The 24,907-nt window shown below is 68.2% G+C and carries 23 protein-coding genes, 1 pseudogene and 1 CRISPR repeat array; of the genes and pseudogenes, 15 read left to right on the forward strand and 9 right to left on the reverse strand.

The window, feature by feature from the left end; all coding sequences use genetic code 11:
• Positions 1-7 precede the first annotated feature (7 nt).
• The 3 genes from galE to ABZ194_RS12320 all read left to right on the forward strand — a co-directional run bounded on the left by galE (position 8) and on the right by ABZ194_RS12320 (position 2,128).
• A complete protein-coding gene (gene galE, locus ABZ194_RS12310) occupies positions 8-1,003 on the forward strand; it encodes a UDP-glucose 4-epimerase GalE (protein ID WP_355595266.1) in 996 nt (331 codons plus the stop codon).
• Entirely contained in the window at positions 958-1,359 is a 402-nt protein-coding gene (locus ABZ194_RS12315) for a cupin domain-containing protein (protein WP_355595268.1), read from the forward strand. The genes galE and ABZ194_RS12315 overlap by 46 nt, the downstream gene beginning before the upstream one ends.
• Before the next feature lie 409 nt (positions 1,360-1,768).
• Complete coding sequence (locus ABZ194_RS12320; RefSeq protein WP_355595447.1) at positions 1,769-2,128, forward strand: hypothetical protein; 360 nt, start codon at positions 1,769-1,771, stop codon at positions 2,126-2,128.
• A gap of 170 nt (positions 2,129-2,298) precedes the next feature.
• Here the strand turns inward: ABZ194_RS12320 and ABZ194_RS12325 are convergent.
• Positions 2,299-2,502: pseudogene (locus tag ABZ194_RS12325) on the reverse strand (helix-turn-helix transcriptional regulator); the annotation flags it as partial.
• 363 nt (positions 2,503-2,865) lie between these two features.
• A complete protein-coding gene (locus ABZ194_RS12330) occupies positions 2,866-4,050 on the reverse strand; it encodes a methyltransferase domain-containing protein (protein WP_355595270.1) in 1,185 nt (394 codons plus the stop codon).
• A 771-nt stretch (positions 4,051-4,821) separates the two neighbouring features.
• Between ABZ194_RS12330 and ABZ194_RS12335 the strand changes: the two genes are divergently transcribed.
• Together ABZ194_RS12335 and ABZ194_RS12340 are read left to right on the forward strand one after the other, a co-directional pair.
• Positions 4,822-7,239 (forward strand): M4 family metallopeptidase, encoded by a 2,418-nt coding sequence (locus ABZ194_RS12335; protein WP_355595272.1) that lies wholly within the window; start codon positions 4,822-4,824, stop codon positions 7,237-7,239.
• 377 nt (positions 7,240-7,616) lie between these two features.
• Positions 7,617-9,746 (forward strand): thioredoxin domain-containing protein, encoded by a 2,130-nt coding sequence (locus tag ABZ194_RS12340; RefSeq protein WP_355595274.1) that lies wholly within the window; start codon positions 7,617-7,619, stop codon positions 9,744-9,746.
• An 86-nt stretch (positions 9,747-9,832) separates the two neighbouring features.
• On the opposite strand, the gene ABZ194_RS12345 is transcribed toward ABZ194_RS12340, so the two are convergent.
• Together ABZ194_RS12345 and ABZ194_RS12350 are read right to left on the reverse strand one after the other, a co-directional pair.
• Complete coding sequence (locus tag ABZ194_RS12345; protein WP_355595276.1) at positions 9,833-12,019, reverse strand: transglycosylase domain-containing protein; 2,187 nt, start codon at positions 12,017-12,019, stop codon at positions 9,833-9,835.
• Between the two features lie 101 nt (positions 12,020-12,120).
• Complete coding sequence (locus ABZ194_RS12350) at positions 12,121-12,600, reverse strand: Lrp/AsnC family transcriptional regulator (RefSeq protein ID WP_355595278.1); 480 nt, start codon at positions 12,598-12,600, stop codon at positions 12,121-12,123.
• A 102-nt stretch (positions 12,601-12,702) separates the two neighbouring features.
• On the opposite strand from ABZ194_RS12350, the gene hppD reads away from it, so the two are divergent.
• From hppD to ABZ194_RS12365, 3 genes are all read left to right on the forward strand, one after another.
• Positions 12,703-13,812, forward strand: coding sequence for a 4-hydroxyphenylpyruvate dioxygenase (gene hppD / locus ABZ194_RS12355; protein WP_355595280.1), 1,110 nt, complete (start codon positions 12,703-12,705; stop codon positions 13,810-13,812).
• Between the two features lie 45 nt (positions 13,813-13,857).
• Positions 13,858-14,391 carry an RDD family protein gene (locus ABZ194_RS12360; protein ID WP_355595282.1) on the forward strand — a complete coding sequence of 178 codons (534 nt, stop codon included), beginning with the start codon at positions 13,858-13,860 and terminating at the stop codon, positions 14,389-14,391.
• Positions 14,392-14,477: 86 nt separating this feature from the next.
• Positions 14,478-15,941: a M1 family metallopeptidase gene (locus ABZ194_RS12365; RefSeq protein ID WP_355595284.1), complete on the forward strand. Its 1,464-nt coding sequence runs from the start codon at positions 14,478-14,480 to the stop codon at positions 15,939-15,941.
• 112 nt (positions 15,942-16,053) lie between these two features.
• On the opposite strand, the gene ilvA is transcribed toward ABZ194_RS12365, so the two are convergent.
• On the reverse strand, positions 16,054-17,262 hold the full coding sequence (ilvA, locus tag ABZ194_RS12370) for a threonine ammonia-lyase (protein ID WP_355595286.1): 1,209 nt from the start codon (positions 17,260-17,262) through the stop codon (positions 16,054-16,056).
• 495 nt (positions 17,263-17,757) lie between these two features.
• A CRISPR array of direct repeats spans positions 17,758-17,984; the repeat unit is 30 nt; unit sequence GTCCTCATCACCCCTACGAGGGGTCGCAAC.
• 25 nt (positions 17,985-18,009) lie between these two features.
• Here ilvA and ABZ194_RS12375 point away from each other — a divergent pair.
• Positions 18,010-18,393, forward strand: a complete 384-nt coding sequence (locus ABZ194_RS12375) for a VOC family protein (protein ID WP_355595288.1) — start codon at positions 18,010-18,012, stop codon at positions 18,391-18,393.
• A gap of 39 nt (positions 18,394-18,432) precedes the next feature.
• Here ABZ194_RS12375 and ABZ194_RS12380 read toward each other — a convergent pair whose 3' ends face one another.
• The gene (locus tag ABZ194_RS12380) at positions 18,433-18,879 is read right to left on the reverse strand and encodes an ATP-binding protein (RefSeq protein WP_355595290.1); all 447 of its coding nucleotides are present in this window, start codon (positions 18,877-18,879) and stop codon (positions 18,433-18,435) included.
• Positions 18,876-19,139 (reverse strand): hypothetical protein, encoded by a 264-nt coding sequence (locus ABZ194_RS12385; RefSeq protein WP_355595292.1) that lies wholly within the window; start codon positions 19,137-19,139, stop codon positions 18,876-18,878. The genes ABZ194_RS12380 and ABZ194_RS12385 overlap by 4 nt, the downstream gene beginning before the upstream one ends.
• A gap of 292 nt (positions 19,140-19,431) precedes the next feature.
• Here ABZ194_RS12385 and ABZ194_RS12390 point away from each other — a divergent pair, with 292 nt between their 5' ends.
• The 6 genes from ABZ194_RS12390 (at position 19,432) to ABZ194_RS12415 (ending at position 22,579) form a co-directional block, all read left to right on the forward strand.
• Entirely contained in the window at positions 19,432-20,259 is an 828-nt protein-coding gene (locus ABZ194_RS12390; protein ID WP_355595294.1) for a helix-turn-helix transcriptional regulator, read from the forward strand.
• Positions 20,250-20,453, forward strand: coding sequence for a DUF397 domain-containing protein (locus ABZ194_RS12395; protein ID WP_355595296.1), 204 nt, complete (start codon positions 20,250-20,252; stop codon positions 20,451-20,453). Before ABZ194_RS12390 ends, ABZ194_RS12395 begins: the two co-directional genes overlap by 10 nt.
• Before the next feature lie 106 nt (positions 20,454-20,559).
• Positions 20,560-20,760: a DUF397 domain-containing protein gene (locus tag ABZ194_RS12400; RefSeq protein ID WP_355595298.1), complete on the forward strand. Its 201-nt coding sequence runs from the start codon at positions 20,560-20,562 to the stop codon at positions 20,758-20,760.
• 263 nt (positions 20,761-21,023) lie between these two features.
• Positions 21,024-21,632, forward strand: a complete 609-nt coding sequence (locus ABZ194_RS12405; RefSeq protein WP_355595300.1) for a winged helix-turn-helix domain-containing protein — start codon at positions 21,024-21,026, stop codon at positions 21,630-21,632.
• On the forward strand, positions 21,629-22,084 hold the full coding sequence (locus tag ABZ194_RS12410) for a hypothetical protein (protein WP_355595302.1): 456 nt from the start codon (positions 21,629-21,631) through the stop codon (positions 22,082-22,084). The genes ABZ194_RS12405 and ABZ194_RS12410 overlap by 4 nt, the downstream gene beginning before the upstream one ends.
• Before the next feature lie 198 nt (positions 22,085-22,282).
• Positions 22,283-22,579, forward strand: a complete 297-nt coding sequence (locus ABZ194_RS12415) for a nucleotidyltransferase domain-containing protein (protein WP_355595304.1) — start codon at positions 22,283-22,285, stop codon at positions 22,577-22,579.
• Between the two features lie 393 nt (positions 22,580-22,972).
• Here the strand turns inward: ABZ194_RS12415 and ABZ194_RS12420 are convergent, their stop codons facing one another.
• On the reverse strand, positions 22,973-23,512 hold the full coding sequence (locus ABZ194_RS12420; protein WP_355595306.1) for a hypothetical protein: 540 nt from the start codon (positions 23,510-23,512) through the stop codon (positions 22,973-22,975).
• 6 nt (positions 23,513-23,518) lie between these two features.
• The gene (locus ABZ194_RS12425; RefSeq protein WP_355595442.1) at positions 23,519-24,628 is read right to left on the reverse strand and encodes an XRE family transcriptional regulator; all 1,110 of its coding nucleotides are present in this window, start codon (positions 24,626-24,628) and stop codon (positions 23,519-23,521) included.
• Positions 24,629-24,907: the final 279 nt, after the last annotated feature.

Here is a 24,907-nt window from a genome sequence, read left to right on the forward strand (position 1 = left end):
GGCGTCGATGAAGGTTCTCATCTCTGGCGGTGCGGGATTCATCGGGAGCACGCTGGCATCCGCCTGCATTGACTCCGGAATCACCCCGATCATTCTCGACAACATGATCACCGGCCGGCGGGAGTTCACCGCAGGCCGGCTCTTCTACAAGGGCGACATCGCCGACGACCAGCTTGTCGACACCATTTTCGCCGAGCACCCCGACATCGAGGCGGCCATCCACTGCGCCGCACTGATCGTGGTCCCCGAATCCGTGAAGGACCCTCTGCAGTACTACGACGCCAACGTCGTCAAGACGTTGAGGTTCGTCAGCAGCCTTGTGCGTAATGGCTGCGAAAGGCTTATCTTCAGCTCCTCCGCCTCGATCTACCAGCCGGACGCCGACTTCTCCGTGGACGAGCAGTCGGCGATCAACCCGCAGAGCCCCTACGCGCGCACGAAGTCCGTCTGCGAGGCCATGCTGGCCGACATCGCCGCAGCGGAGCCGTTGCGCGTGCTTTCTCTCCGCTATTTCAACCCCATCGGGGCCGACCCGAAGATGCGCACCGGTCTGCAGATCCGCCACCCGTCCCACGCCCTGGGCAAGATGGTGGAGGCGTACAAGCTGGGAGAGACGTTCCACATCACCGGCACCGACTTCACGACACGCGACGGTTCCGGTATCCGCGACTACATTCACGTCTGGGACCTGGCGGACGCGCACATCGCGGCGGTGTCCAGGTTCGACGCGTTGGTCGGCACGTCGCTTGTGATCAACGTGGGGACCGGCACGGGCACCACCGTTCGTGAACTCCTGGACGCCTTCAACGGCGTCGTGAAGACTCCACTGCCGGCGATCGAGACCGACCGGCGGCCGGGCGACGTGGCAGGCGCGTTCACCAGGAGCGAACGCGCCCGCGACCTGCTGGGATGGGCACCGCGCTACTCGCTCGCCGAGGGTATCGCGCACTCACTTGAATGGGCCGAGATCAGGAACGACCGCCTGTTCTCCGGGAGCAGGTAGCCGTGTACCCCTCATGGATCGCCGACCTGCCTCAAGTCGACGTACGGTTCCCCGGAGCACAGGCGACCACGGTCCGCAGCGATGACGGGCAGGTCGTCTTCTGGACCTTCGAGAACGGCGGGTCGGTCCCGCCGCACCGGCACGGCCCGCAGCTCGGCATCGTGTTGAGCGGCCAGGTCGAGCTGAGAATCGAGGGCGAGCTCAGGGTCTGGACAGCCGGTCAGATGTTCGACATTGGGGATCAACAGGAACATGAAGCAACCGTTGCCGCCGGGACGTGTGTGATTGAGATCTTCCAGGAAGGCGATCGACATCCGGTGAAGTCCAAGCTCTCTGGCCCGGAACAGGACAGCTGACCGCTGCCTTGCCGACGGTGAAGCTCGACTGGGCATTTGGCCGGGTTTCCAGGCGTCTGAGCTGCACCGAAATCGTCCAACATCACGGTGAACGCCTGCTCGCCAAGCCGAGGCAACAACAGGTTCGGCCCGACCGGCTCCGGCTGCACATCCGGAGCTCTGTGGTGCCGAAATTCATCCGCCTACGCTGAACTGGAGCTGTTCTGTCCGTGGCCATGCAAAAGTGCTCTGGCGCAAAGTGCGGGGCGTTGTGACTGAACGTGATCTCGCCTGCGTCAGTGGCTGCAGAGGGTGATCTTCCGTAGAAGGTCGAGGCGGACGGTCGAAGCGGGCGGCGGGAGCCGGGGTGTGGGGTGCTGGGCTCGTAAGGGCTCCACGTAGCGGCGAACGGTGCGTCGGCTGCCGCGATGTGGCTCCGCTCAGAGGTGCGGAACCTCGGTTCGATACTGTCGGCAACACTGACCGCCACCTGCTGGGAGTCCGCGAGCCGACCAGTCCGCATGAAGATCCACGCAATGCTGTTGGCGACCATCGCGGGCAACAGCGGATCGTCGGTGGCGCGCGCCGCCGTCTGCGATCGGTCGAGACTGAGCAGGGCGAGGTCTTCCATGCCGTTGCGGGCAAGTACGTGTGCGCCGAGCTGGTGAGCTTTGGCCGGCAGGGCGTACGCCTGAGCGGCGGCGCCGTTGGAATGCTCGTGGGTCGCGATACGCACCTCGGTGAGCAGTCGCGGGAAGGTCTGGCCGAGGTCGCGAAGTCGGCACGGTGATAATCGGCCCAGGCACCTTCAACAGACCTACGGAGCGCTCCGACGTCGGGAGGGGTGTCCTCGCCCGAGTCGTCTACCGAGGGCGTGAAATCGCCAACAGGAATCAGCGCGCGACGAACGGCCAGAAGGTTGGTATCGTCGCGTTCCTCACGCTCCGGGACGCCAATGAGAAGCGCGGTGGTCTCCAGGTCAAGGGCATGGGCGAGTGCGTTGACGGTGGAGATGCGGGCTGACTGCCGTTGTCCTTGTTCGAGCTTGCGGATGGTGTCGACATTAACCCCGGCCCGCTCGGCGAGCACTTCCTGACTGAGTCCGGCTCGCCGCCGGGCGACCTTGAGCCGCTCACCGATGGTCATGTCTGGACGAAGGTCCATGGCGCTACCGTCATTCACAGGCCCAGCACCTTCCCTGAAGGCTTGACAGCCTCAGGTTGCGGTGTGGGCCTGCTCTGCGCGATGGCCCGGAGCGCAATCCGACCGTGATCGCGCCCAGCCGGATACCGGCCTCCGCCACCAGGCGGGGACGGTCACCGCGTGAAGCGGCACGACATTTCTCCGCATTCGCCATACGACACCAAAACCTCCGCTGTCAGCCGAGGTGAAATCTACATTTCCGGCAGATCAAGGTATCGCGCAACGTATCCGACTAACAGTTATGTTTTTTAAGGATGCCCAGTACGGCAATGGCGTGGAGGGGTTCGACGGCAACGGTCTCGCCGAAGTCTCACGCGGACGTGCTCACGCCCCTCGGCGTCCGAGTACGGCCTGTGGGACGAGTTCGGACGGCTCGCCCAGCCACACACGCTGTTGCCCGTCGGCGGTGACGGTGAGCCCGAACTCCTCGTGTCCCGGCCGCTCCCGCTCGACCCACCACCGGTGGGCGGCTTCCACCTCGTCCCACAGGCTGCGCGGGCCGCCCTGAAAGACCCGGGAGTCCGAGCGGCCGTCCTCGCCGTAGAAGTACGCGGCGGCCCATGAGCGGTCGGTCAGCCCGTACAGCCAGACACCCGGGGTGCCGTCGGCGTCGCGGCCGGAGACGTGCACGCAGCCGGGTACCAGCAGGCCGAGTACGAACTCCAGGGTGATGTTCGACATGATCGACGACGTGGCCGGTGTCGTCACCGACTCCCGGGTGTCGCCGGGCCAGTCGTCACCCATGTAGTCGGTGTGCCTGATGTCCAGGCGCTGGGAACGGATCTGCATGAACCGGGCAAGCCTGGTGAAGCGGCCGGTGGCGGTGCCATCCTCGGCGACGACCAAGCGGGCGATGGCGTCCTGGTGGCTGTACCGGGTTCCCCAGGGCATCACGATGAGCGCTCCCGGCCGAGCCTGGTCGATCCAGGCCCGAGGGACGTCGCGGACGGAGGCGGTCACGATGACGCGGTCGTAGGGTGCCCGCTCCGGCCAGCCGAGCAGGCCGTCGGCGGTGACGACCCGCGGGTGCCGGCCCGCCGCGTCCAGGGCCTTGCGCGCGCTGTCGGCCACCGCCGCGTCGAGTTCAACGGAAACGACGTTGCGGTCGCCCAGGCGGGCCGACAGCAGGCCGGCGCACCAGCCGGTCCCGGTGCCGATCTCCAGCACCTTCACGCCGTCGACCACCGACAGGTCACCGAACATCGAGAACACCAGGCTGGGCATCGAGCCGGAGCTGGTCCGCAGTTCGCCGGGGGCCGTTCCGGTGTGGTGACCGTCGTCCCATTGGGTGGTGATGGGCACATCGGCATCCGCCCAGCGGTACCACTCTTCGGGGTTGTCCGTCTTGGAGACGACAAAGTCGCGGCCGTTCTCAAAAGGCCACATCACGTCGGGCAGAAAGAGCTCCCGGGAAACCACGTCGTACGCCTTCACCCAGTCGGGGGTTATCACCCCTGAGTCAAGAAGAAGGTCACGCAACCCCTTCCCGGCCTCCGGAGCAGCCGTCACTTTTCAGCCGGCTTCTCGTGCTGACCCGGCGGGGTGAGCTTGTCGGGCTCCGGCGTCGTCGGCGTGAAAGGCTGCGGCTTCGGGTGCCGGTCACCTTCATGCTCTCCCATGCGTCCGCCTTCTCCATACAGGCTCCTGACGCGGAGCGTTCGCCCGTAAGCGTAGAGTCCGGAAAGCGGGTCCGGTAGACGTTTCCGCGATAGGTTCACGCATCGCCTATCCCGGGACGCGGCCGGGATCGCCGCGTCATGCTGCCGGAATGGACGTGCGACCTTGGCAGGCGGCCCACCGACCGGCCCCGCGCACACGGGGATGGCTCCAGGAACGGTCGCCATTTGAAGCGGCGCGATATTTCTCCGTATTCGCCATACGGTCGCGGAACTTCCAGTTCCGACAGAGGAGAAATTTCTCTTTTCGGGGAGATCAAGATATCACACAACAAATTTGACTACTAGTCATGATTTTTTATCAAATTCCTGATAGATCGGGAGTATCGCCTTTTTGATCGGTCTCGGCGATATTCGGACGTCAGGAGGATTTGTGTTACGCCCCCCAGCCCACCTCGCCACGGCGGCTACCCTGACCGTGGTGTTCTCCCTCGCCACAGGAAGTCCGGCCCAGGCCGCCGATCCGCCTCCAGCCCAGGTGGAGACCCGTACGGGGACGGATGCCCCCTCTCTCGTGAGCGGCCTCGACGAGGCGCCCAGGAGCGGTGATCCCGTCACCGTCGCCCGGAGTCATCTCCGCAACGGACGGTACAAAATAAAGAATGTGGATTCCGAGCTGGTACCACTCGACGTGGTCCGCGACGGCTCCGACGAGACCGTGCGATTCGAGCAGCGATACCGGGGCGTCCGCGTGTTCGGCGCGCACTACCTGGTGCGGATGGACAAGACCGGCGACGCCCATAAGGTCACCGGAGCGGGCGGCCGGTTCCTCACCAGGCTGAGCGTCCCGACCACCCCGAGGTTTCCCGAACGGCTCGCGCTGGAGGTCGCGCGTTCCCGGGTGATCGACCAGGGCGGCGACGGGAGGGACCTCACCGCGAAGTCCGGCGGGCTCGTCGTCGTCCCGGTCGGCAAGGGCGTCCTGGCCTGGCAGGTCACCGTCAACGGGCTGGACACGCGGAGACGGCAACCGCTGCTCACCGACGTCTACGTCAACGCCGGGACCGGCGCCCCGCTGTTCGCCTCCTCCCGGATCCACTCCGCGGCCGAGGGCGCCCTCGTCACCTCGGGCACGACGGTCAGGGGTAAGACGGTCCCGCTGAACGCCTATCAGCGGGCCGACGGGAAGTACGAGCTGCGCGACCGCGCGCGGGCGATGTGGAACGGCACCACGGGAGAGGTCCTCACCTACGACGCCCAGGGACGTAACGTCTTCGACTTCCTGGGCCCCCTCCCGCCCGACACCCCTCTCGCCGCCTCCGACACCCCCGCCTTCACCGGTAAGGCCGCCGAGGTGGGCGCGGTGGACGCGCACTGGGGCGCGGGCCAGGTCTACGAGTACTACCGGCGGCTGGGCCGGAACGGGCTCGACGGCAAGGGCGGCTCGATCAGGTCGGTCGTCAACGTCACCGTCTTGGGGCAGCCCTTCGTCAACGCCTTCTGGGACGGCACCAAGATGGTGTACGGCGGAGGCGGGCCCGACCACTACTCCCTGGCCTCGGCGCTCGACGTGGTGGGCCACGAGATGACCCACGGCGTGGTCGAGCACACCGCCAACCTGGTGTACTTCGGCCAGGCGGGCGCGATGAACGAGGGACTGGCCGACTACTTCGGCAACGCCGTCCAGGCCGAGGTCGAGGGGATCGACCTCACCGACCCCGACGCCGGCCTGCTGGGGGAGACGTTCTGCCGCACCGCGCCACCCCGGCAGTGCGCGATCCGCGACCTCAACGACGGTCGTACCGCGCCCGCCGACTACGTGGGCGCCACCGGCCGCATCGACAACGCGGGTGTCCATCTGAACTCAACGATCTTCAGTGGCGCCCTGTGGGACATCCGCGAGAAGCTGGGCCCCACGGCCGACAGGATCACCCTCAAGGCGCTGTCGGAGTACATGACCCCGCTCGACGACTTCACCGACGGCCGGCGGGCGGTGCTCGCCGCCGCCGCGCGGATGCGGCTCGGCGTCAGGGAACTGCTGACGATCGCCCACGCCTTCGACGCCCACGGCATCAGGGCGGGCTGGGAACATCGCATCCCCACCGACCATGACACCCTGCTCCGCGACATCGCCGACCCCGGCGCCCGGCCGGCCGCGTCCGGCGACCACTACGTGGTCACCGACTCAACTCCGCCGGCGCCTCCGGCCGTGTACGCGGGCCGGGTGAGCGGGGGCAGGGCCGAGCGGCTCTCCGGACCGGAGGAGCGCTACTCCTTCAGCCCGGCCACGGACGGCGGAACCGCGGTGTGGGCCACCTACACCGAAACCGGCACCACGTGGAGGATCCAGGTGTGGAGCCGGCCGCTGGACCGCTCACAACCTCCCAGACTGGTGCACGAGGGTGACAACCCCGTCTTCGACCTGGCGGTGGAGGGTGACACGGTCGCCTACTCGCTCTGGGATCCCGCGACGCGTACCTCGGACGTGTGGGTGCGGAAGGGCGACGCCGCCCCGGTCAGCCTGACCCCCCGGCCGGAGGTGTCCAGCGAGGCGGCGACGGTGCGGAACGGCCGGATCGCCTACGTCAAGGAGGACCCGGGGCACATGCTGATCGTCACCCGCGACCTCGCCTCGGGACGGGAGACCGAGCTGCCCGCCCCGCAGAGCCCGCCCAACGTGGTCGGTCTCGTGTCCGGCCCCGTGCTGACCGGCTCCCACCTGGTCTGGCTGCAGGACGCCCAGCGGGACGGCGGGCAGGGCATCATGCGCGCGAACCCGGACGGCGGCGCACCGACCGTGGTCTCTCCCGACGACGCGTCCGCGCAGGACATCCTGGCCATGGACGCCACGGATACGGCCATCACCTACAGCGTCTTCCCCGACCTGTCCGTACCCATCAATGAGAACCTCCCCAAAATCACCCAGATACCGATAAATGGCGGCACGCCGGTGCGAGTCACATGTAACCGGGGTGAACAGGGCGAGTTCGCGGCGGCCGGGGGCACCCGGGTGGTCTGGTTGGACGGCACCGCCGCCCGCGTCGACCTCGCCACCCGGGCACGCCCGAGAGGACGGTGCTGAGGCCGTGACACCCCGCGAACGGACACCGGCCGTCCTGCGGGCGGGCGGCGCCCAAGGCTGAGACGGGAGAGCGGAGCCGAGACGGGGAGGCGGGGGTCCACCGGACTCCCGCCTCCCCCCGCCGGACGCTCACCCCCCCTCCCGCCGGTCGCTCACCGTCTTCCCGTCATCGGCCGCTCACCGCCTTCTCCCCGCCGGACGCTCACCGCCTTCCCGCCGTCGAACCTCGCCCCCGGTTCCGGCGCCGCCCGCGGGCTCGTGGCGCCGCCTGGCCCCCGGTCTAGTGTGGGAGGGATCGCTCGGGTGGAGCCGTGGCGCGGCCTCTGCGCGCGTCACGCGAGGAGAACGTACGCATCGCGTACGCGAAAGAGGTCCCGATGAACCGCTTGAAGGACGCGACCAGTCCCTACCTGCTGCAGCACGCGGACAATCCCGTCGAGTGGTTCGAGTGGGGCGAGGACGCCTTCGCCGAGGCCGTACGGCGCGACGTGCCGCTGCTGATCAGCGTCGGCTACTCGGCCTGCCACTGGTGCCACGTGATGGCGCACGAGTCGTTCGAGGACGAGGCCGTCGCCGCGACGATGAACGAGCGTTTCGTCAACGTGAAGGTGGACCGCGAGGAACGGCCGGACGTGGACGCGGTCTACATGGCGGCCACCCAGGCCATGACCGGTCAGGGCGGATGGCCGATGACGGTCTTCGCCACCCCTGGGGGACACCCCTTCTACACCGGAACCTACTTCCCCAAGCCGCACTTCCAGCGGCTGCTGGCCGGCGTGTCGAACGCCTGGACCGGTGACCGGGCCGCGGTGCTCGAACAGGGGTCGAAGATCGTGGAGGCGTTGAACGAGCGGGCCGCGCTGCCCGCCGGCCCGCTGCCCACCACCGCCACGCTGGCCCAGGCCGTCGAGAACCTGAACCGGTCCTTCGACCCGGAGCGCGGCGGGTTCGGCGGCGCGCCGAAGTTCCCGCCGTCGATGGTGCTGGAGTTCCTGCTGAGATACGGCGCGGCCTCCGGGCACCCGGCCGCGCCCGGGAGCGGCGCGGCCTCCGGAGACGGAGCGGCCCTCACAGGCGGCGCGGCCTCCGGAGACGGAGCGGCCCTCACGGGCGGCGCGGCCTCCGAGAGGGAGACCGCCACCACGGGTGAGGGACCGGGCACGATTCCGGCGACGGCGACGGCGACGGCGATGGCGGAGCGGACGCTGGAGGCCATGGCCAGGGGCGGGATCTACGACCAGCTCGGCGGCGGCTTCGCCCGCTACAGCGTGGACGCCGACTGGGTGGTGCCGCATTTCGAGAAGATGCTCTACGACAACGCGCTGCTGCTGCGGGTCTACGCGCACTGGTGGCGCTCGACCGGCTCGCCCCTGGCCAGGCGGGTGGCGCTGGAGACCGCCGGCTGGCTGCTGGCCGAGATGCGCACCCCCGAGGGCGGTTTCGCCTCCGCCCTGGACGCCGACAGCGAGGGGGTGGAGGGCAGGTTCTACGTCTGGACCCCCGAGGAGATCCACCGGGTTCTGGGGGAGGAGGACGGCGTCTGGGCGACCGCCCTGTTCGAGGTGACCGGCACGTTCGAGCACGGCACCTCGGTGCTCCAGCTGCTGTCCGACCCCGACGACGCCGAGCGGTTCGCCCGGGTGCGCGCCGCCCTGCTGGCCGTACGGGGCCACCGGGTACGGCCCGGCCGGGACGACAAGGTGGTGGCCGCCTGGAACGGCCTGGCCGTCGCCGCCCTCGCCGAGACCGGGGCGCTGTTCGACCGGCCCGACCTGGTGGAGGCGGCGCGGGCGGCGGCCGTACTGCTGGACGAGGTCCACCTGGACGGCGGCCGGCTGCTGCGCACGTCGCGCGACGGCCGGGCCGGGGGCAACGCCGGGGTGCTGGAGGACTACGCCGACCTGGCCGAGGGGTTGATCTCCCTGTACGGCGTGACCGGGGAGGTGCGCTGGTTCCACCGGGCCGGGGCGCTGCTGGACACGGTGCTCGACCGGTTCGCCGACGGCTGCGGCGGGTTCTTCGACACCGCGGACGACGCCGAGCGGCTGTTCCAGCGCCCGCAGGACCCGACCGACAACGCGACCCCCTCCGGCCAGTTCGCCGCCGCCGGGGCCCTGCTGTCCTATGCCGCCCTGACCGGCTCGGCCAGGCATCGGGAGGCGGCGGAGGCGGCCCTCGACACGGTGTCCGTCCTGGCGGGCAAGCACGCGCGGTTCGCCGGGTGGGGTCTCGCGGCGGCCCAGGCCGCAGTCTCCGGGCCGCTGGAGGTGGCGATCGTGGGGGCGTCCGGCGATCCGGCGACCTCGGCGCTGCACCGGGCCGCCCTGCTGTCACCGGCCCCCGGCCTGGTCGTCGCGCTCGGCGAGCCGGGCGCCGCCGGGGCTCCCCTGCTTGAGGGCCGGGGCTTGGTGGGCGGCGCCCCGGCGGCCTACGTGTGCCGGAGGTTCACCTGCCGGCTGCCGGTCACCACCCCCGCCGCCCTGCGCGCCGAACTGGCGTCGCCCTGATCGTCCCCGAGGCGTCCGGGACCTGTCCCCCGCGAAAATCCGGGACCTGTCCCCCGCGATAAGACGCCCGGGGTGTGTGAAGGGTGTCAGCGGCCCGGACGGTTCTGGGGGACGTTGCCGGGGGACGGAGCCTGGTCGGCGCCGTTGGCCCCGCCGTCCGGGGCGCCGCCCGCCGGACCGGTGCCGCTCCCCGGACCGTCCGTGCCGCCGTCGCCCGCGCCGGGGCCGGGACCGTTCTCATCGCCGTTCCCGGTGCCCGCGCCGTCCGGGGTGGAGGTCTGGTCGGGAACGGGGGCGGTCGTCTCGTCCGGGCGCCGGGTGGGCGGGAGGGTGCGGTCGCGCTCACCGTCGTCGGTGTCGTCGTCTTGGGGGCCGGAGTTGTAGGCGCCGCCGTAGGAGGTGGAGTAGCCGTAGTTGGAGGGCTCGCCGAACTCCTTGACCGTCTTGCCGGCCATCGCCTCGGTCATGAAGGCGCGCCAGATCTGGGCGGGGAAGGTCCCGCCGTACAGGACTCTGCCGCCCACGACCACCGGCTTGTTGTCGTCGCGGAACATGTCGACCGCCGCCGCCAGCTGCGGGGTGAACCCCGCGAACCACGCGGACGCGGACTTGTCGGTGGTGCCGGTCTTGCCGGCCACCGGGCGGTCGTAGAGGCGGGCGGCCGACCCGGTGCCGGCGGTGACGACCTGTGTCAGCGCGTAGGTGGCGTCGGTGGCGGCCTGCTCGTCGAAGGCCCGCCTGCCCTTGGTGTCGATCTTGGTGACCTTGCCGTCGACGTCGGTGATCGAGCGGATCACGTGGGCCTCGCGGTGGACGCCCCCCGCGGCGAACGTGGCGAAGCCGGAGGCGTTCTGCACGGCGCTCACCGACGCCACCCCCAGCGGGAGCGTGGCGGCCGACCGGTGCGGGACGAGCTGGTCGGCGGGGATGCCCGCCTTCTCCGCGGTCTCGACGATCCTGTGCAGGCCGATCTTCTGGCCCAGGTCCACGAACGCGGTGTTGACCGAGCTCTGGGTCGCCTTGACCAGGTTGATCTGGCCGTAGGAGTAGTCGTCGGAGTTGGGGATGCCCTTGTCGGTCGAGGTGAGCCGGAGCGGGGAGTTGCCGTCCACCCGCGTTTCGAGGCCGAACCCCGCGTCCAGGGCGGCGGCCAGCGTGTACGCCTTGAAGGTGGATCCGGCCTGGACCTTGGCGCCGAAGGAGTTGTCGTAGGGCTGGGTGCGCCAGTCGCGACCGCCGTAGAAGGCGAGGACCTCGCCGGTCGCGGGGTCCACGGCGGCCAGGCCGGTGCGGACCTTCGCCGGGGTGTTCTCGGGCAGCACCGAGGTGACGGCCCGTTGGGCCGCGGCCATCAGGCTCTTGTCGAAGGTGGAGACGATCTTCAACCCGCCCTGGTTGATGACCTCGTCAGTGTATCCCCTGCGCTTGAGCTCGGCCGCCACCTGGTCGAGCATGTACCCCTCCTGCCCCTTGGGCACGAAGACCGGCTTGGACTTCCTGAGCTCGGGGAACACGGTGGCCGCGGCCTGCTCGGCGGTGGCGGTCCCGGTCTGCACCATGCCGTCGATCACCGACCGCCAGCGCGCCCTGGCCGCGTCCAGGTCGGCGCCCTCGGGGCTGGCGAACCGGGACGGCTGCTGGATCACCGCGGCGAGGTAGGCGCCCTCGGCGAGGGTCAGTTCGCTGACGTCCTTGCGGAAGTAGGCGTCGGCCGCGGCCTGGATCCCGTCGGCCCCCCGGCCGAAGTAGATCGTGTTGAGGTACTGCTCCAGCACCCAGTCCTTGGACTTCGACTGGTCCACCTTCAAGGAGATCATGACCTCCTTGAGCTTGCGGACGATGGAGCGCTCCTGGCTGAGGCCGCTGTAGTAGTTGCGGACCATCTGCTGGGTGATCGTCGAGCCGCCCTGGAGCTGCCGGCCGGTGAGCGTGGACCACATGGCGCGGAAGGTCCCCTTGATGGACACGCCCTTGTCCTCGTAGAACGAGCGGTTCTCCGCGGCGATGACCGCGTTCCTGACGTCGCGCGGAACCTGCTCCAGGGAGACGTTCTTGCGGTTCACCCCCTGCCTGGCCAGCACGGTCCTGCCGTCGCGGTAGTAGATCACCGAACCCTGCGCGGTGGCCCTGGGCTGCGTGGTGTCGGGGATCGGCGTCATGGCCCACACCGCGGCGAGAGCGCCGACCGCGGAGACGACGAGGACGCCGAAGACGATGAGCGCGATCCGCAGGAGTCTCCTCCTGGGTCTGTCCTTCCCGCCGCCCTTGAGCACGTGATCCCCCGTCCAGTCCGGAGCCGACCCCCGTCGGCCGCGCGGAACCGTAAGGGTAAACGATGCATAACGGTGTCTGAACCCTGCTTGGGATAGTACGGCTAGCCCTTCCCCCCGCGCGGCACGTCGGCCACCAAGGGAAGGACCCGATATGGCACAGGTGTGTCCAAGGCGATGACCGTCGAGGTCCTGACCACGCCGTGGACCTCGACGATCAGGTCGATGACCCGCTGCAGATCGGTGTTGCTGCGCGCCACCACCCGGCAGTGCATGTCGTCGCCGCCGGTGATCGTGTGCACCTCCAGGACCTCGGGGATGGCCGCGAGCTGGTCGGCGACCGGGACGTGCCCGCTGACCTGGCGGATCTGCAGGGTGACGAACGCGGTCACGTCGTAGCCGAGCGCGGCGGGGTCGACGTCGGGTCCGAACCCGGTGATCACCCCCCTGGCCGCCAGCCGGTCGAGGCGGGCCTGTACGGTCCCCCGGGCCACACCGAGCCGCCGGGAACACTCCAGCACGCCGAGTTTGGGCTCCTCGGCGAGCAGGGCGATGAGCCGGGCGTCGAGTTGATCAATCGTCATGGTGTACAGGTTCTCCGGCGGAAGGCGCGACTCGGTGGACAGATTGTCTACCAATCAACGCAACTGTTGCACAGCCCGCGCGTTAAAACGGACAGTGTCCGCATGAGCGACATCTTTCCCGTGAACGGCATGGACGCCGTGGTCTTCGCCGTGGGCAACGCCAAGCAGGCCGCCCACTACTACTCCAGCGCCTTCGGCATGCGGCTGGTGGCCTACCGGGGTCCGGAGACCGGCAGCCGCGACGAGGTCGCCTACGTCCTCACCTCCGGCGGCGCCCGGTTCGAACTGCGCGGCTCGGTACGGCCCGGCACCGCCGTGGCCCGCCATGTGGCCGAGCACGGCGACGGCGTGATCGACCTGGCCATCGAGGTCCCGGACGTGGAGGCGGCCTACAGCGGCGCGCTGGCCCGGGGCGCCAGGGGCCTCGCCGAGCCGTACACGCTGGAGGACGATCACGGCAAGGTCGTGCTCGCGGCGATCGCCACCTACGGCGAGACCCGGCACACCCTGGTCGACCGGTCCAACTACAGCGGCCCCTACCTGCCCGGCTACGTCGCGGCCGAGCCCCTCCTGCCGGCCCCCGACGTGAGGAACGGCCGCCTGTTCCAGGCGATCGACCACTGCGTCGGCAACGTCGAGCTCGGCAGGATGGACGAGTGGGTGGAGTTCTACCGGCGGGTCATGGGCTTCACCAACATGGCGGAGTTCGTCGGCGACGACATCGCCACCGAGTACTCGGCGCTGATGTCCAAGGTGGTCGCCGACGGCAGCCGCAAGGTGAAGTTCCCGCTGAACGAGCCGGCGATCTCCAAGAAGAGGTCGCAGATCGACGAGTATCTGGAGTTCTACGGCGGCCCCGGCGTGCAGCATGTCGCGCTGGCCACCAGCGACATCCTCTCCACCGTCGACCACATGCGCGCGGCCGGGGTGCGGTTCCTCGACACCCCCGGCTCCTACTATGACGACCCGGAGCTGCGCGCCCGCATCGGCCAGGTCCGGGCGCCGATCGAGGAGTTGAAGAAGCGCGGGATCCTGGTCGACAGGGACGAGGACGGCTACCTGCTGCAGATCTTCACCAAGCCGGTGCAGGACCGCCCGACGGTGTTCTTCGAGCTGATCGAGCGGCACGGATCGCTCGGCTTCGGCAAGGGCAACTTCAAGGCCCTGTTCGAGGCGATCGAGCGCGAGCAGGACCTCAGGGGCAACCTGTAACGGCCCTTGGCTTTGCAATGGCCGATGTGTGGTGATCTACACCTTATGGGATCATCATCACCGGACGACGCGGGGTCACCGACACCGGACGACTCATCCTCTTTCCCCTGGTCTCCCCCGCCATCCGACCGGGGGAGAGAGGCCGGGCCGCCCATCAGGCTCGGCGGGCGCTGGCGCCGCCTGTTCGCCGGAATCCTGGACATCGTCATCGTCGGGATCATCTCCTCGCCCTTCACCTACAGCACGGTCACCACCGCGTGGAACCCCGACAAGAACGTCTTCGTGCAGATCCCCGTCCAGCACACCCTGCTGGCCTCCTTGATCGGCTTTCTGTACTACTGGCTGCTGACCGCCTTCTGGAACGGGCAGACGCTGGGCAAGAAACTGTTCGGCCTGCGGGTGGTCGACGTCAGCGGGCGCAAGGTCGGCGTCGGACAGGCCGCGATCCGCGAACTGGTGGCGTGGGTGCTCTACGCCACCTGCTGTCTGGGCTGGATCAACCTCGCGTTCATCCTCTTCACCAGGAACAAGCAGGCCATCCACGACATGGTGGCCAAGACTCTGGTGGTAGATGCCTGAACCTCGAAGATCCCCCGCTCCGCTCGCGTAGTGTGCGATTCAAGGCGGCCCGGCCCGACCGGGCTCGGGGAAGGGGATTTGCGATCATGGCGTCCGGTCGGCTGGCAATCGCGGCAACCGCAGTGCTCGTGGGGACACTCGGCACCGTCGGGTGCTCGGCGTCGAGGGGGGAGAGCGGGCCCACCTCGGTCGTCGCGGACGGCGCCTCCCCAGGTGCCGCCGACTCCGCCCGGCGCCACGCGGGCAGGATCGGCGCCCCCGGAATCGGCGACCCCGACTTCCCCACCGACGGCAACGGCGGCTACGACGTCGACCGCTACCGGCTCAAACTCGACTACAGGCCGGACACCAGGCACCTGTCCGGCGTCGCCGGGATCGAGGCGAAGGCCACCCAGGACCTGGCCAGGTTCAACCTGGACCTGTCGGGCCTCAAGGTCGGCCAGGTCACGGTGAACGACGCCGCCGCGCAGTTCCAGCGGTCCGGGAACGAACTCATCGTGACCCCCGCCAAGATCATCCCGGAGAAGTCGGCCTTCACCGTCAAGGTCACCTACGCCGGGGAGCCCAAACCGGTCAGAGACTCCCCCAACCTCGGCACCTACGGGTTCATCCCGACCGCCGACGGCGCCTTCGTGGCCTGCGAGCCCAACGGGGCGAAGACCTGGTTCCCCGGCAACGACCACCCGGCGGACAAGGCGCGCTACGACTTCGAGATCACCGTTCCCGAGGGGCTGACCGCGCTGGCCAACGGCGAGCTCGTCGGCGAGCCGAGCACCGCCGGGGGCAAGACGACCTTCACCTGGCGGGAGAGCCACCCGATGGCGAGCTACCTGGCCACGATGACGCTGGGCAAGTTCGAGCTGCGCCAGGGCAAGACCGCCGCGGGGATCAAGAACATCGCGGCCGTGGACCCGCGCTACCAGAGCTCACTCGACAGCCTCTACACGCTCTCCGGCAAGATCACCGACTACTGGAGCACGGTCTTCGGGCCCTACCCGTTCTCCTCCACCGGCGGCGTGATCGACGACTTCGCCGCCGGATACGCCCTGGAGAACCAGACCAAGCCCATGTACGGCGGGTTCAAGCCCGGAGACGACATCATCGCCCACGAGCTGGCCCACCAGTGGTTCGGCGACAGCCTGAGCATCACCCGGTGGAAGGACCTCTGGCTCAACGAGGGGTTCGCGACCTACGCCGAATGGCTCTGGTCGGAGCACAAGGGCAACGCCACCGCCGAACGGATCTTCCGCAGCCACTACTCGGCCGGCGCGGACGCCGCCATCTGGAAGTACCCTCCCGGCCGGGCCAAGCCCGAAGACCTGTTCAACAGCTCGGTCTACACCCGGGGCGGCATGACGCTGCACGCGCTCAGGCAGCGGATCGGCGACCCGGCGTTCTTCACGCTGCTGAAGACGTGGAACGCCGACCACAAGTACGGATACGTCACGACCGAGGAGTTCGTGGCGCTGGCCGAGAAGATCTCCGGCAAGCAGCTCGACGACCTCTTCAACGCCTGGCTGTTCACCCCCAAGAAGCCAACCACCTGGTAGTCCGGCCGGACCGCGCGGTGCGGCGGATGACCCGCGTTGACGGGGCGGAACAACCGGCCACCGGGTGACAGACCTCTGGATACCCGGCGGATGACGGACCGGCCGGTGCCGGTCAGCCCGAAGTGAGCTTGTAGCCCTCCCTGCGGAGGGCTTCGAGCACCTCGTCGGAGTGGGCGGGCCCCTTGGTCTCCAGCTGGAGCTGGACCTCGACCTCGCCCAGGTGCATGCCGATCCGCCCGTGCACGATGTCGAGCACGTTCGTGCCCAGACCCGCCAGCCTGGTCAGCAGCCCCGCCAGCGCCCCCGGCCGGTCGGGCAACGGCACCCGCAGGGTCAGATAGCGCCCGGCGGCGGCCAAACCGCGCCGCAGAACCTTGGTCAACAGCAACGGGTCGATGTTCCCGCCGGAGAGCACGGCCACCACCGGCGGCTCGAAGAGATGCGGATGGGCCAGGATCGCGGCCACCCCTGCCACCCCGGCGGGCTCGACGACCTGCTTGGCGCGTTCGAGGCAGAGCACCAGCGCCTGGGAGATCTCGCTCTCGGTGACCGTGACGACGCTGTCCACCAGATAGTGGATCAACTCGAACGGCAGCGCCCCCGGACGGCCCACCGCGATGCCGTCGGCCATCGTCGAGGCGGGCGGGACCATGACCGGCTCCCCCGCCGCGAGCGAGGCCGGATAGGCGGCGGCCCGTTCGGCCTGCACCGCGACGATCCGCACACCGGGCCGGAGCGACTTGACCGCGAGCGCGACCCCGGCGGCCAGCCCGCCGCCGCCGAGCGACATCACGATCGTGCCGACCTCGGGAAACTGCTCCAGGATCTCCAGCCCGATCGTGCCCTGCCCGGCGATGACGTCGGGGTGATCGAAGGGGTGGATGAACACCGCCCCGGTCCGGTCGGCGTGCTCAACGGCCCGGGCCAGCGCGGCGTCCACGGTGTGACCGGCGAAGACCACGTCCGCGCCGTAGGAGCGGGTCGCGGCCACCTTGGGCAGCGGCGCCCCCTCCGGCATGTAGACCGTCGAGGAGATGCCGACCAGCCCCGAGCCGAGCGCCACGCCCTGCGCGTGGTTGCCCGCGCTGGCCGCCACCACGCCCCGCTCCCGCTCCGCCTCGGTCAGCCCGGCGATCCTGACATACGCCCCCCGCACCTTGAACGACCCGGAACGCTGAAGGTTCTCGCACTTGAGGTGGACCGGGCCGCCGATGGCGGCCGACAGCGCGTGCGAGTGGAGCAGCGGGGTCCGCAGCGCCACATCGGCCAGGAGCTCACGAGCGGTGACCACGTCGTCGTAGGTCACCTGGGGGTCTGCCATGCGGGCCATTTTCCCACGTCCAACGGGTACAGCAGCCCCGCCGAGTACGACGCCCCCGCCGGAGGCGACGGGACCTCACCGGGCGCCGGTGAAACCCGTACCGGGTGCGACAGGCCCCGTCCGCCACGACCGACGCCCCGCGAACCGGCCGTGATCAGGACGCCGCCGCGCCCTGTCCATACAGCGCGAGGCCCAGGCGAGGCAGCCGAACGCGGCGGTGGACACCACCGCGCGGACAAGGTTCCAGCGGACCCACGTCGCCTCAAAGCGCTCCCACACGGTGGGCTGATCCACCAGCACACGAGCACGTCTCTTGACAAGGCCGTCGTCAGGGCCGCACAGCCCGACCACAGGATCTCGGGGGCCGTGGCATGATGGTCATCCAAAGGGTTTTTCAGCAGACCTCCCGGGTTTTCCGCACTACCGAAGGTTCACTGAAAAACCCCGCTGGAACGCCTCGACGGAAAGACGCTTGAGCTGCGACTTTACCCTGGGATCCTCATCACCCCTACGAGGGGTCGCAACCCCAGGCGTAGCCAGTCGCCGACCTGGAGGTCCGCGTCCTCATCACCCCTACGAGGGGTCGCAACACGATCCTCAGGATCGTGGCCGCCTGGACGTGGAAAGTCCTCATCACCCCTACGAGGGGTCGCAACTAGCCGGTGCCCGTGCCGCAGCGCGGGCCGGGGCAGGTCCTCATCACCCCTATGAGGGGTCGCAACGGGTTGTCTACATACACTGGCGGGCATGGCATGCCGTATCAGTGAACTGGTCATCGCCGCCGCCGACCCCGACCGGCTCGCCGCGTTCTGGAGCGAGGTCCTCGGCTACGTCGAACTCGGCCGGGAGGATGACGGAAGCATCGAGATCGGGCCGCCCGACGCCGGCTTCGGCGGCCTGCAGCCCACCCTCATCCTCAGTTCCAGCAGCGAGCCTCGGACCGGGAAGCTCCGGCTGCACATCGACGTCAATGCCACCGACCGCGACCAGGACGCCGAGCTGGAGCGGCTGCTCGCTCTCGGCGCCAGGCCCGTCGACGTCGGCCAGACCGGCACCGAGAACTGGCACGTCCTGGCCGACCCGGAAGGCAATGAGTTCTGCCTCCTGCACGCCCGGCTCCAGCCCCTCTGACCACGTGCGTCCCGGCGCCGATCAAAAGGGAACGCGGCATTAGGAGTCGATCCGCAGCCTTGCCCACACCACTTTTCCGCCGGGGGCGACCCAACGGTAACCCCACGCGTCCGCGACCTCGTCGATGATTCGCAGGCCCCGGCCGCCCTCGTCGTCCACGGACGCGGAGGTGAGCCTCGGCGGCGTACAGCTCGCGTCCCAGACCTCGATCACCACCGCGTCCCGCGCCCGATAAATACCGGCGCGTATGCACCGCCGATTGGCGGATGTCTCACCTTCATGAGTAAAAGCGGACATGTCGCCACCCATCTCGTTGACCGCATTGGTAACGAGCTCGGTCATAACCAGGGTCGCGATGATTTCCAGCTCTCGCATGTCCCATTTCGCGAGCACCCGTTCCACGAGCCTGCGGGCCAGCGACGGCGCGATCGGGTGGACGGCCAGATCCACATGGTGCGCCTGCTCCATCAGGTCCGGTGGGCTCACCGCGCCACCTCCCGGACACGCCGGAACGCGTCGGCGTCCAGCGCGCGAACCCGCTGGTCCCGGCCACGGCCCCAGGTGAAGAACCAGTCGGCGCCCTGCGTCGACACCATGACCTTCAGCGGCCCCTCGGCCCCGGGGATCAGCACTGCGGGCTCCCCGCCTCTCGGAAGGTCGACCGTCGCGCTCAGGCCCGCCATGCGCAGGTCCCACGCCAGCCGTACCAGATGAATGAACTGCTCCTGCTGTTTGCGTATTGCCATGGCCCACCTCTCCGGGCGCTTCCGGCGAACGCGGCCGACATGAAAGGCCGCCGGCGCCGATCGCGCATTACTCATCGCGGCCCAGGCATTAAAGCTTGGTACCGGCTTCCTTACTTAGAGTTATGGATGTTTTCCTAGATTGCCTTTAAGCTGAGAGGGCCCGTAAGCGGATCACCAGTTCAGAGCAGTCCAGGCAATGACAGGCATTGGTTTCCCCGGCGTGAAACCTGGTCTGAATATGGCGTGAACGCTTTATCAAATGCCCGATTCCCCCCTTTTATCGGAGGTTGCGGTGAGCACCGACTTCTCCCCCGACCCGGGCTGCCCCCGCGTGCGTTTCGGCGCCGAGATGCGCCGTCTGCGTGAGGCGGCGCAGCTGTCCCAGGCCGCCGTGGCCGCGCGCCTGGGCTGCACGCAGACCCAGGTAAGCCGCCTGGAGATCGCCACCCGGACGCCGTCGAGGTCCGACGCCGAGAGGCTGGACCGGCTCTTCGGGTCGACCGACAAGCAGTACTTCGTGGGCCTGCACCGCCGCGTCGTCTCCCGTCCGGGCGGGCCTGGATGGTTCATGAGCTGGGTCGAGGAGATCGAGCCCACCGCCCTCGTTCTCCGCTCCTGGGATCCCCTCCTAATCCCGGGCCTGCTCCAGACCGAGTCCTACGCCCGAGAGGTTCTCCGCTATGAGCCTCGAATCACTCCCGAGAAGGTGGAGGAGCGCGTTCAAGCCCGTATACGGCGTCGGCAGATCCTGGAGAAGGACGCCCCTCCCGCGCTAATGGTCCTCATTGACGCGGGCGTACTGCATCGCCAGGTAGGCGAACCCGTCGTGATGAGCGAACAGCTCGACTACCTGCTTGAGGTTGCGCAGCAGCCTGTCGTCTCCATTCAAATCGTCGACCCGAAATGCCTGGCCGGAACACTGGGGGCTTTCATGATCGCCGAACTTCCCAACGGGGATTCGGACGTCATTCATGCGGACTCTTCCGCCCGGGGACAGGTCTCGTCAGACCGCGACACCGTGACATCCATCTGGAACCAGTATGAAACGATACGCCTCTGGGCATATCCTGAGCACGTATCACGCCGAATGATTGAGGAAGTGAAACGAGAATGGACCTGAGCACCGCCGAATGGCGAAAGTCCTCACTTTCCGGACCGAATGGCGGGCAGTGCGTCGAGGTCGCCACCAACCTCCCCGACACAATCGCCATCCGCGACAGCAAGAACCCCAACGGCCCCAGACTCCTCCTCACTCACCCCCAGTGGCACACCTTCATTGACGGCATCAAAACCGGCGAGTTCGACCAGGTCTGACCCACCCGGGCTGTCACCGGCCCCTCACCTCTCGGCAGGGGGCCGGTGACGCCACGTTGCCGACGCACCCAGTCGATCGACCCAACGACCGAGGAAGCAAAACAGAATGGACCTGAGCACCGCCGAATGGCGAAAGTCCTCGTACTCTTCAGGAAATGGCGGGCAGTGCGTCGAGGTCGCCACCAACCTCCCCGACACAATCGTCATCCGCGACAGCAAAAACCCCAACGGCCCCAAACTCCTCCTCACTCACCCCCAGTGGCACGCCTTCATCACCGGCATCAAAACCGGCGAGTTCGACCGGTAGGACATCCCCTCGACAGTCCGGTGCCCTTTCCGAACCGGCCCACGGCACGGCGTGGCGGCGGCCCGTCGGGCGCGCTGGAGGAGCGACGTCCCACGGAGCCCGGCACCGTGCGGCGGGGGGCGCCGGGCGGGCGGAGCCGTACGAGAGAGCGTGGGATTTCACGGCTGCCTGCAAGGAACGGGCCTGGTGCCGCCGTAACTCGCCTCGGCGGTCCCCGAAGGCCCATGCTTGGTATTCGGTATAACCGAAGATATCTTCGGTCTATGCGAAACGTCGCAGCGCCCGTCGTTCCCATCTTCAGGTCCCAGATCCAGGCGGAGCTCCTCGCCGCCCTCTATCTGCGACCGCAGCAGAACTGGACTCTCACCTCGCTGGCCCGAGATCTCGAAGTGGCCCCGTCCACCCTGCACTCCGAGATCCACCGCCTCGTCGAAGCGCGACTGGTCACGGTGACCGAGATCGGACGTTCCCGCGTCCTGCACGTCAATCCCGACCATCCGCTGGTCCAGCCTGTCACCGAGATCCTGAACTACATGTACGGGCCTCGCATGATCATTAGTGAGGAGTTCGCCGACATCCCGGGCATCGAGCGCCTGCTCATATTCGGCTCGTGGGCCGCACGACATGCGGGAAACCCAGGCCCACCCCCCCACGACATCGACATACTTGTCGTCGGGGAGGTCGACCGCGCCACCCTTTACGCCGCCGCAGACCGCACTCAGGAACGCATCGGCATACCGGTCAACCCCGTTCTGTCCTCCACACATCGATGGGACGCCGACACCGACGCCCTCATCCGGCAGATCAAGTCGGCACCGATGATCGACCTGACAGCTGACCTCCACACGCGATCGGAGCAACCCGCCCCATGACACGCTGGACACGTGGCGAGGCCGACATCGAGCGAATGCTCGCCTCCGGCGAGCTTCAGCGCGTGCGAGGAGAGGCCGCTGACGGCGGCGGATGGCTGGAAAAAGCGACCACCACCCTCACCAGCGCCGAGGGGCTCAAGGTCGACGACCCGAACTCCGCCTACACTCTCGCCTATGACGCGGCGCGTTTCGCCTGCGCCGGCCTGCTGGCGCAGCAAGGACTGCGCGCCACCACCTCGGGTGGTCATTACGCCGTCCAACAGGCCATGATCCGGCAGTTCGGCCCCACCTTCGAGCCATACAGCACCATGCGCCGCAGGCGTAACGAACTCGAATACCCGGAGTTCCCCGACGAGATCGTCGAAACAGCCGAAGCGGATCACGCCGTAACGGCCGCACGCTCACTGATCGAGGCCGCCGAAAAACTCCGCAGTCATCTCGGACTGTTCTGAGAGGCGTCAAATCCGGCATCGGCCCACGGTACGGCGTGGCGGCGACCCGCCGGGCGCGCCGGAGGAGCGACGTCCCACGGAGCCCGGCACCGTGCGGCGGGGGGCGCCGGGCGGGCGGAGCCGTACGAGAAGGTAGAGAGCGGGGCACGACTGACACGGCAGCGCCGAGACGGCAGCATGGAAGCCCAGGGAGGTGTCATGAGCGTCGACTTCACAACCGTCTATCCGCAGTTGGTCAGGCTGTGCGAGAAGTACGGCATCGCTGAGCTGGCCGTCTTCGGTTTGGTCGCTCGTGGCGAGGAGGAGGACACGAGCGACGTCGATCTCCTCTACGTCCTGAAGGCGGACAGCGACATCGGGCTTGAGTTCTTCGGCTTTCAGGAGGAGGTGGAAGCCCTGCTCGGCCGTAAGGTCGACGTGGTCTCCAAGGAGGGCCTCCACTGGGTTATCCGTGACCAGGTCATCAACGATGCCCGGGTGCTGTATGCAGCGTGAGGGCCTGTACCTGGTGGACATCGTGGAAGCCGCCAGGAAGATCTCGTCTTACCTCGAAGGCGTCTCGCCGGAGGATTGGGCTGTTGACGCCATGCGCCCATCGGGGAGGCAGCCGGGGGATCTCAGCTGAAACCCGAGCCTCCGCCCCTGAGATTCCTTGGAACTCGCCTCGGCGGTCCCCGAAGGCCCAGATCGGCATTCGGTATAACCGAAGATATCTTCGGTCTATCCGAAGCGTCGCAGCGCGCCTTCCCCTTCCGTCGAGGGTCTCGACCTATCTCCAGCCCGTCCACCAGGCCGGAACGGTCCGACCCCACCACGCCGAAACCCCCGTACGGCGGGACGCCCATCATGGAGAAGACCTCCACATCAGGGACGTTGCCGGCGTGTCCTTCAGGAAACCAGTCCGTTCTCCGTAGCCCAGGCCACGAAACCACCGGAGGGAAAGGGGAGGTGGTACTCGGTTGAGAGAAGGTCGTCCGCGAGCGCGCCGACGAGCGCCGGAGTGAGCAGCCCCTGCCGGATCGACTCACACAGGAGGGCCAGCGTGGGGCAGAACTTCACCTTGAGCGACTCCGCGGCCTTCCGGGCGGCACGGTCGTCGATCACGGCCACACCGCCCATGGTTGACGCGAGGGCGAGAACCCCGGCCTCTCCCCGATTGCGATCCTTTTTTACCAGTAGCTCCGAGAACCGGCCGAAGGCTTCGATCTCCTCGGGAGTACTGAGTTCTCGATGCTCGATCCAGGCGGCGTCCAGCACGGCGGCGATACGGCCGTCCCGAGCCGCTCCGACCCTCAGCTCCTCGACGACGACATCGGGGATGACGGCACGGCGCTCACCGACAACGGCCTTCAACGGGCCGAGCCAGTTGTTCAGGGAAAAGTGGCTGAGCGGTCCGGTGTCGAAAACAAGTATCTCGTCGGCGTCCATAGGGGGTTAGGAGACGAACTTCCAGATGGCGCTCTCCGGAAGTTCGGGAAGCACGGGGAGGTCGTCTTCGGTCCATGTGTCGAAGAGGAGGTCGGTTGCCCGGGCCGCGGACACGGTGGCGTTGCGATAAAGCCGCAGAACCGATTCAACATAAGGCTTGGCCAGGAAAGGCGCGCTCAACTCGTCTTGAGTGACCAGGTTGAAATCAATGATGTCAGCCTTTGTCGTGCGAACCGCGCGAAGCTTGGAGGAGTCCGCCTGACCGATGAGACCGAGCTCCAGCAGCCGACGCGCCAACGTGGACATGTCCACCTGAAAAGCACTCGCGATCTTCACAGCGGCAACGCGTAGGTCCCTGTCCTTGGCGCATAGCCGCCGCCAGGTTTCCTTGAGCCCCTGTGGCGGCAGCAGAACGGCGCGGGCGAAGCGATCCAGCCACGCCTCCCACATGTTGCCTCCACCCTGCTCGGCGACCCGCCAATCGACGGTGTACTCGTCGGCGAACAAGCAGTGGCCCAGCTCGTGTGTAAGAGCCAGGCGGCGGCGTCCGACACGGAGGTTGCCGTTGACGATGGCCACCCCTCCGCTGCCCAGCAGGATGGATGCGGCATCCGCCGCGTCCGCCCCCAGATCAAAGGAGAAGGCCAGCACCCCGGCTTCGGCGGCACGGCCGGGTGCGTTCAGAAAGGGTTCGGCGGCATCCAGACCAAACAGCTTCCGAGCTCTCGCGGCCGATCGCTCCGCCTCATCCGCAGATCCCGGGCGCGCCAGGGTGGGAGTGCTGAGCCTCAGATTTTCATCGTGACCGATGACAAACTCGACGTTCCTCGCGATCTGCTCGACCAGCCGGTCGATAGCCGGACTCACGGCTCCCGGCTCCTGGAGGTTGCGGTGAGACACGATCGCGGCCGGTGTCCGCTTGATGAACCACTCGATCCGCTCGTCAAGAGCGTCGGCGATGCGGGCGAGCTCCAACGCCGTGACACGCCGCGAGCCGTTTTCAATCTTGGCCAGCGCGGACCGATCAAGCGAAATCGTCGTGGCGAGGTCCGCCTGTGTCATCCCCGCCCGATGACGGGCGTCCGCGATCCGCTCGCCCAACCAATCGCCCATCATGGCAGCCACGTGTGCGATTCTAGAACGTCTCGTCTGGGGTCTCAACCGCCGTCCTTGATATACGGCCAGTTCAGAAGAGGTTTAACAGCGAAACGACCGTCGAGGTCCCAGGCCACGTCATGGCTCGGTCACGACGCCCTGTCCCGTGCCGCCCGGTTGAGGCCCCGAATCGTGCGGCTCCACCGATGCGGCGTGGCGGCGGCCCGCCGGGCGCGCTGGAGGAGCGACGTCCCACGGAGCCCGGCACCGTGCGGCGGGGGGCGCCGGGCGGGCGGAGCC

This window comes from Streptosporangium sp. NPDC006007 (genome assembly GCF_040614315.1).
GTDB lineage: Bacteria > Actinomycetota > Actinomycetes > Streptosporangiales > Streptosporangiaceae > Streptosporangium.

What these genes read in the sequence shown, in the direction of transcription:
- ABZ194_RS12395 (WP_355595296.1), top strand. Translation starts at nt 20,250, where the DNA reads ATGGACCTGAGCACCGCCGAATGGCGAAAGTCCTCACTTTCCGGACCG.
- ABZ194_RS12350 (WP_355595278.1), bottom strand. Translation starts at nt 12,600, where the DNA reads ATGACGATTGATCAACTCGACGCCCGGCTCATCGCCCTGCTCGCCGAG.
- ABZ194_RS12425 (WP_355595442.1), bottom strand. Translation starts at nt 24,628, where the DNA reads ATGATGGGCGATTGGTTGGGCGAGCGGATCGCGGACGCCCGTCATCGG.
- ABZ194_RS12365 (WP_355595284.1), top strand. Translation starts at nt 14,478, where the DNA reads ATGGCGTCCGGTCGGCTGGCAATCGCGGCAACCGCAGTGCTCGTGGGG.
- ABZ194_RS12420 (WP_355595306.1), bottom strand. Translation starts at nt 23,512, where the DNA reads ATGGACGCCGACGAGATACTTGTTTTCGACACCGGACCGCTCAGCCAC.
- ABZ194_RS12385 (WP_355595292.1), bottom strand. Translation starts at nt 19,139, where the DNA reads ATGGCAATACGCAAACAGCAGGAGCAGTTCATTCATCTGGTACGGCTG.
- ABZ194_RS12340 (WP_355595274.1), top strand. Translation starts at nt 7,617, where the DNA reads ATGAACCGCTTGAAGGACGCGACCAGTCCCTACCTGCTGCAGCACGCG.
- ABZ194_RS12375 (WP_355595288.1), top strand. Translation starts at nt 18,010, where the DNA reads ATGGCATGCCGTATCAGTGAACTGGTCATCGCCGCCGCCGACCCCGAC.
- ABZ194_RS12405 (WP_355595300.1), top strand. Translation starts at nt 21,024, where the DNA reads ATGCGAAACGTCGCAGCGCCCGTCGTTCCCATCTTCAGGTCCCAGATC.
- ABZ194_RS12415 (WP_355595304.1), top strand. Translation starts at nt 22,283, where the DNA reads ATGAGCGTCGACTTCACAACCGTCTATCCGCAGTTGGTCAGGCTGTGC.
- ABZ194_RS12400 (WP_355595298.1), top strand. Translation starts at nt 20,560, where the DNA reads ATGGACCTGAGCACCGCCGAATGGCGAAAGTCCTCGTACTCTTCAGGA.
- ilvA (WP_355595286.1), bottom strand. Translation starts at nt 17,262, where the DNA reads ATGGCAGACCCCCAGGTGACCTACGACGACGTGGTCACCGCTCGTGAG.
- hppD (WP_355595280.1), top strand. Translation starts at nt 12,703, where the DNA reads ATGAGCGACATCTTTCCCGTGAACGGCATGGACGCCGTGGTCTTCGCC.
- ABZ194_RS12360 (WP_355595282.1), top strand. Translation starts at nt 13,858, where the DNA reads ATGGGATCATCATCACCGGACGACGCGGGGTCACCGACACCGGACGAC.
- ABZ194_RS12315 (WP_355595268.1), top strand. Translation starts at nt 958, where the DNA reads ATGGGCCGAGATCAGGAACGACCGCCTGTTCTCCGGGAGCAGGTAGCC.
- galE (WP_355595266.1), top strand. Translation starts at nt 8, where the DNA reads ATGAAGGTTCTCATCTCTGGCGGTGCGGGATTCATCGGGAGCACGCTG.
- ABZ194_RS12410 (WP_355595302.1), top strand. Translation starts at nt 21,629, where the DNA reads ATGACACGCTGGACACGTGGCGAGGCCGACATCGAGCGAATGCTCGCC.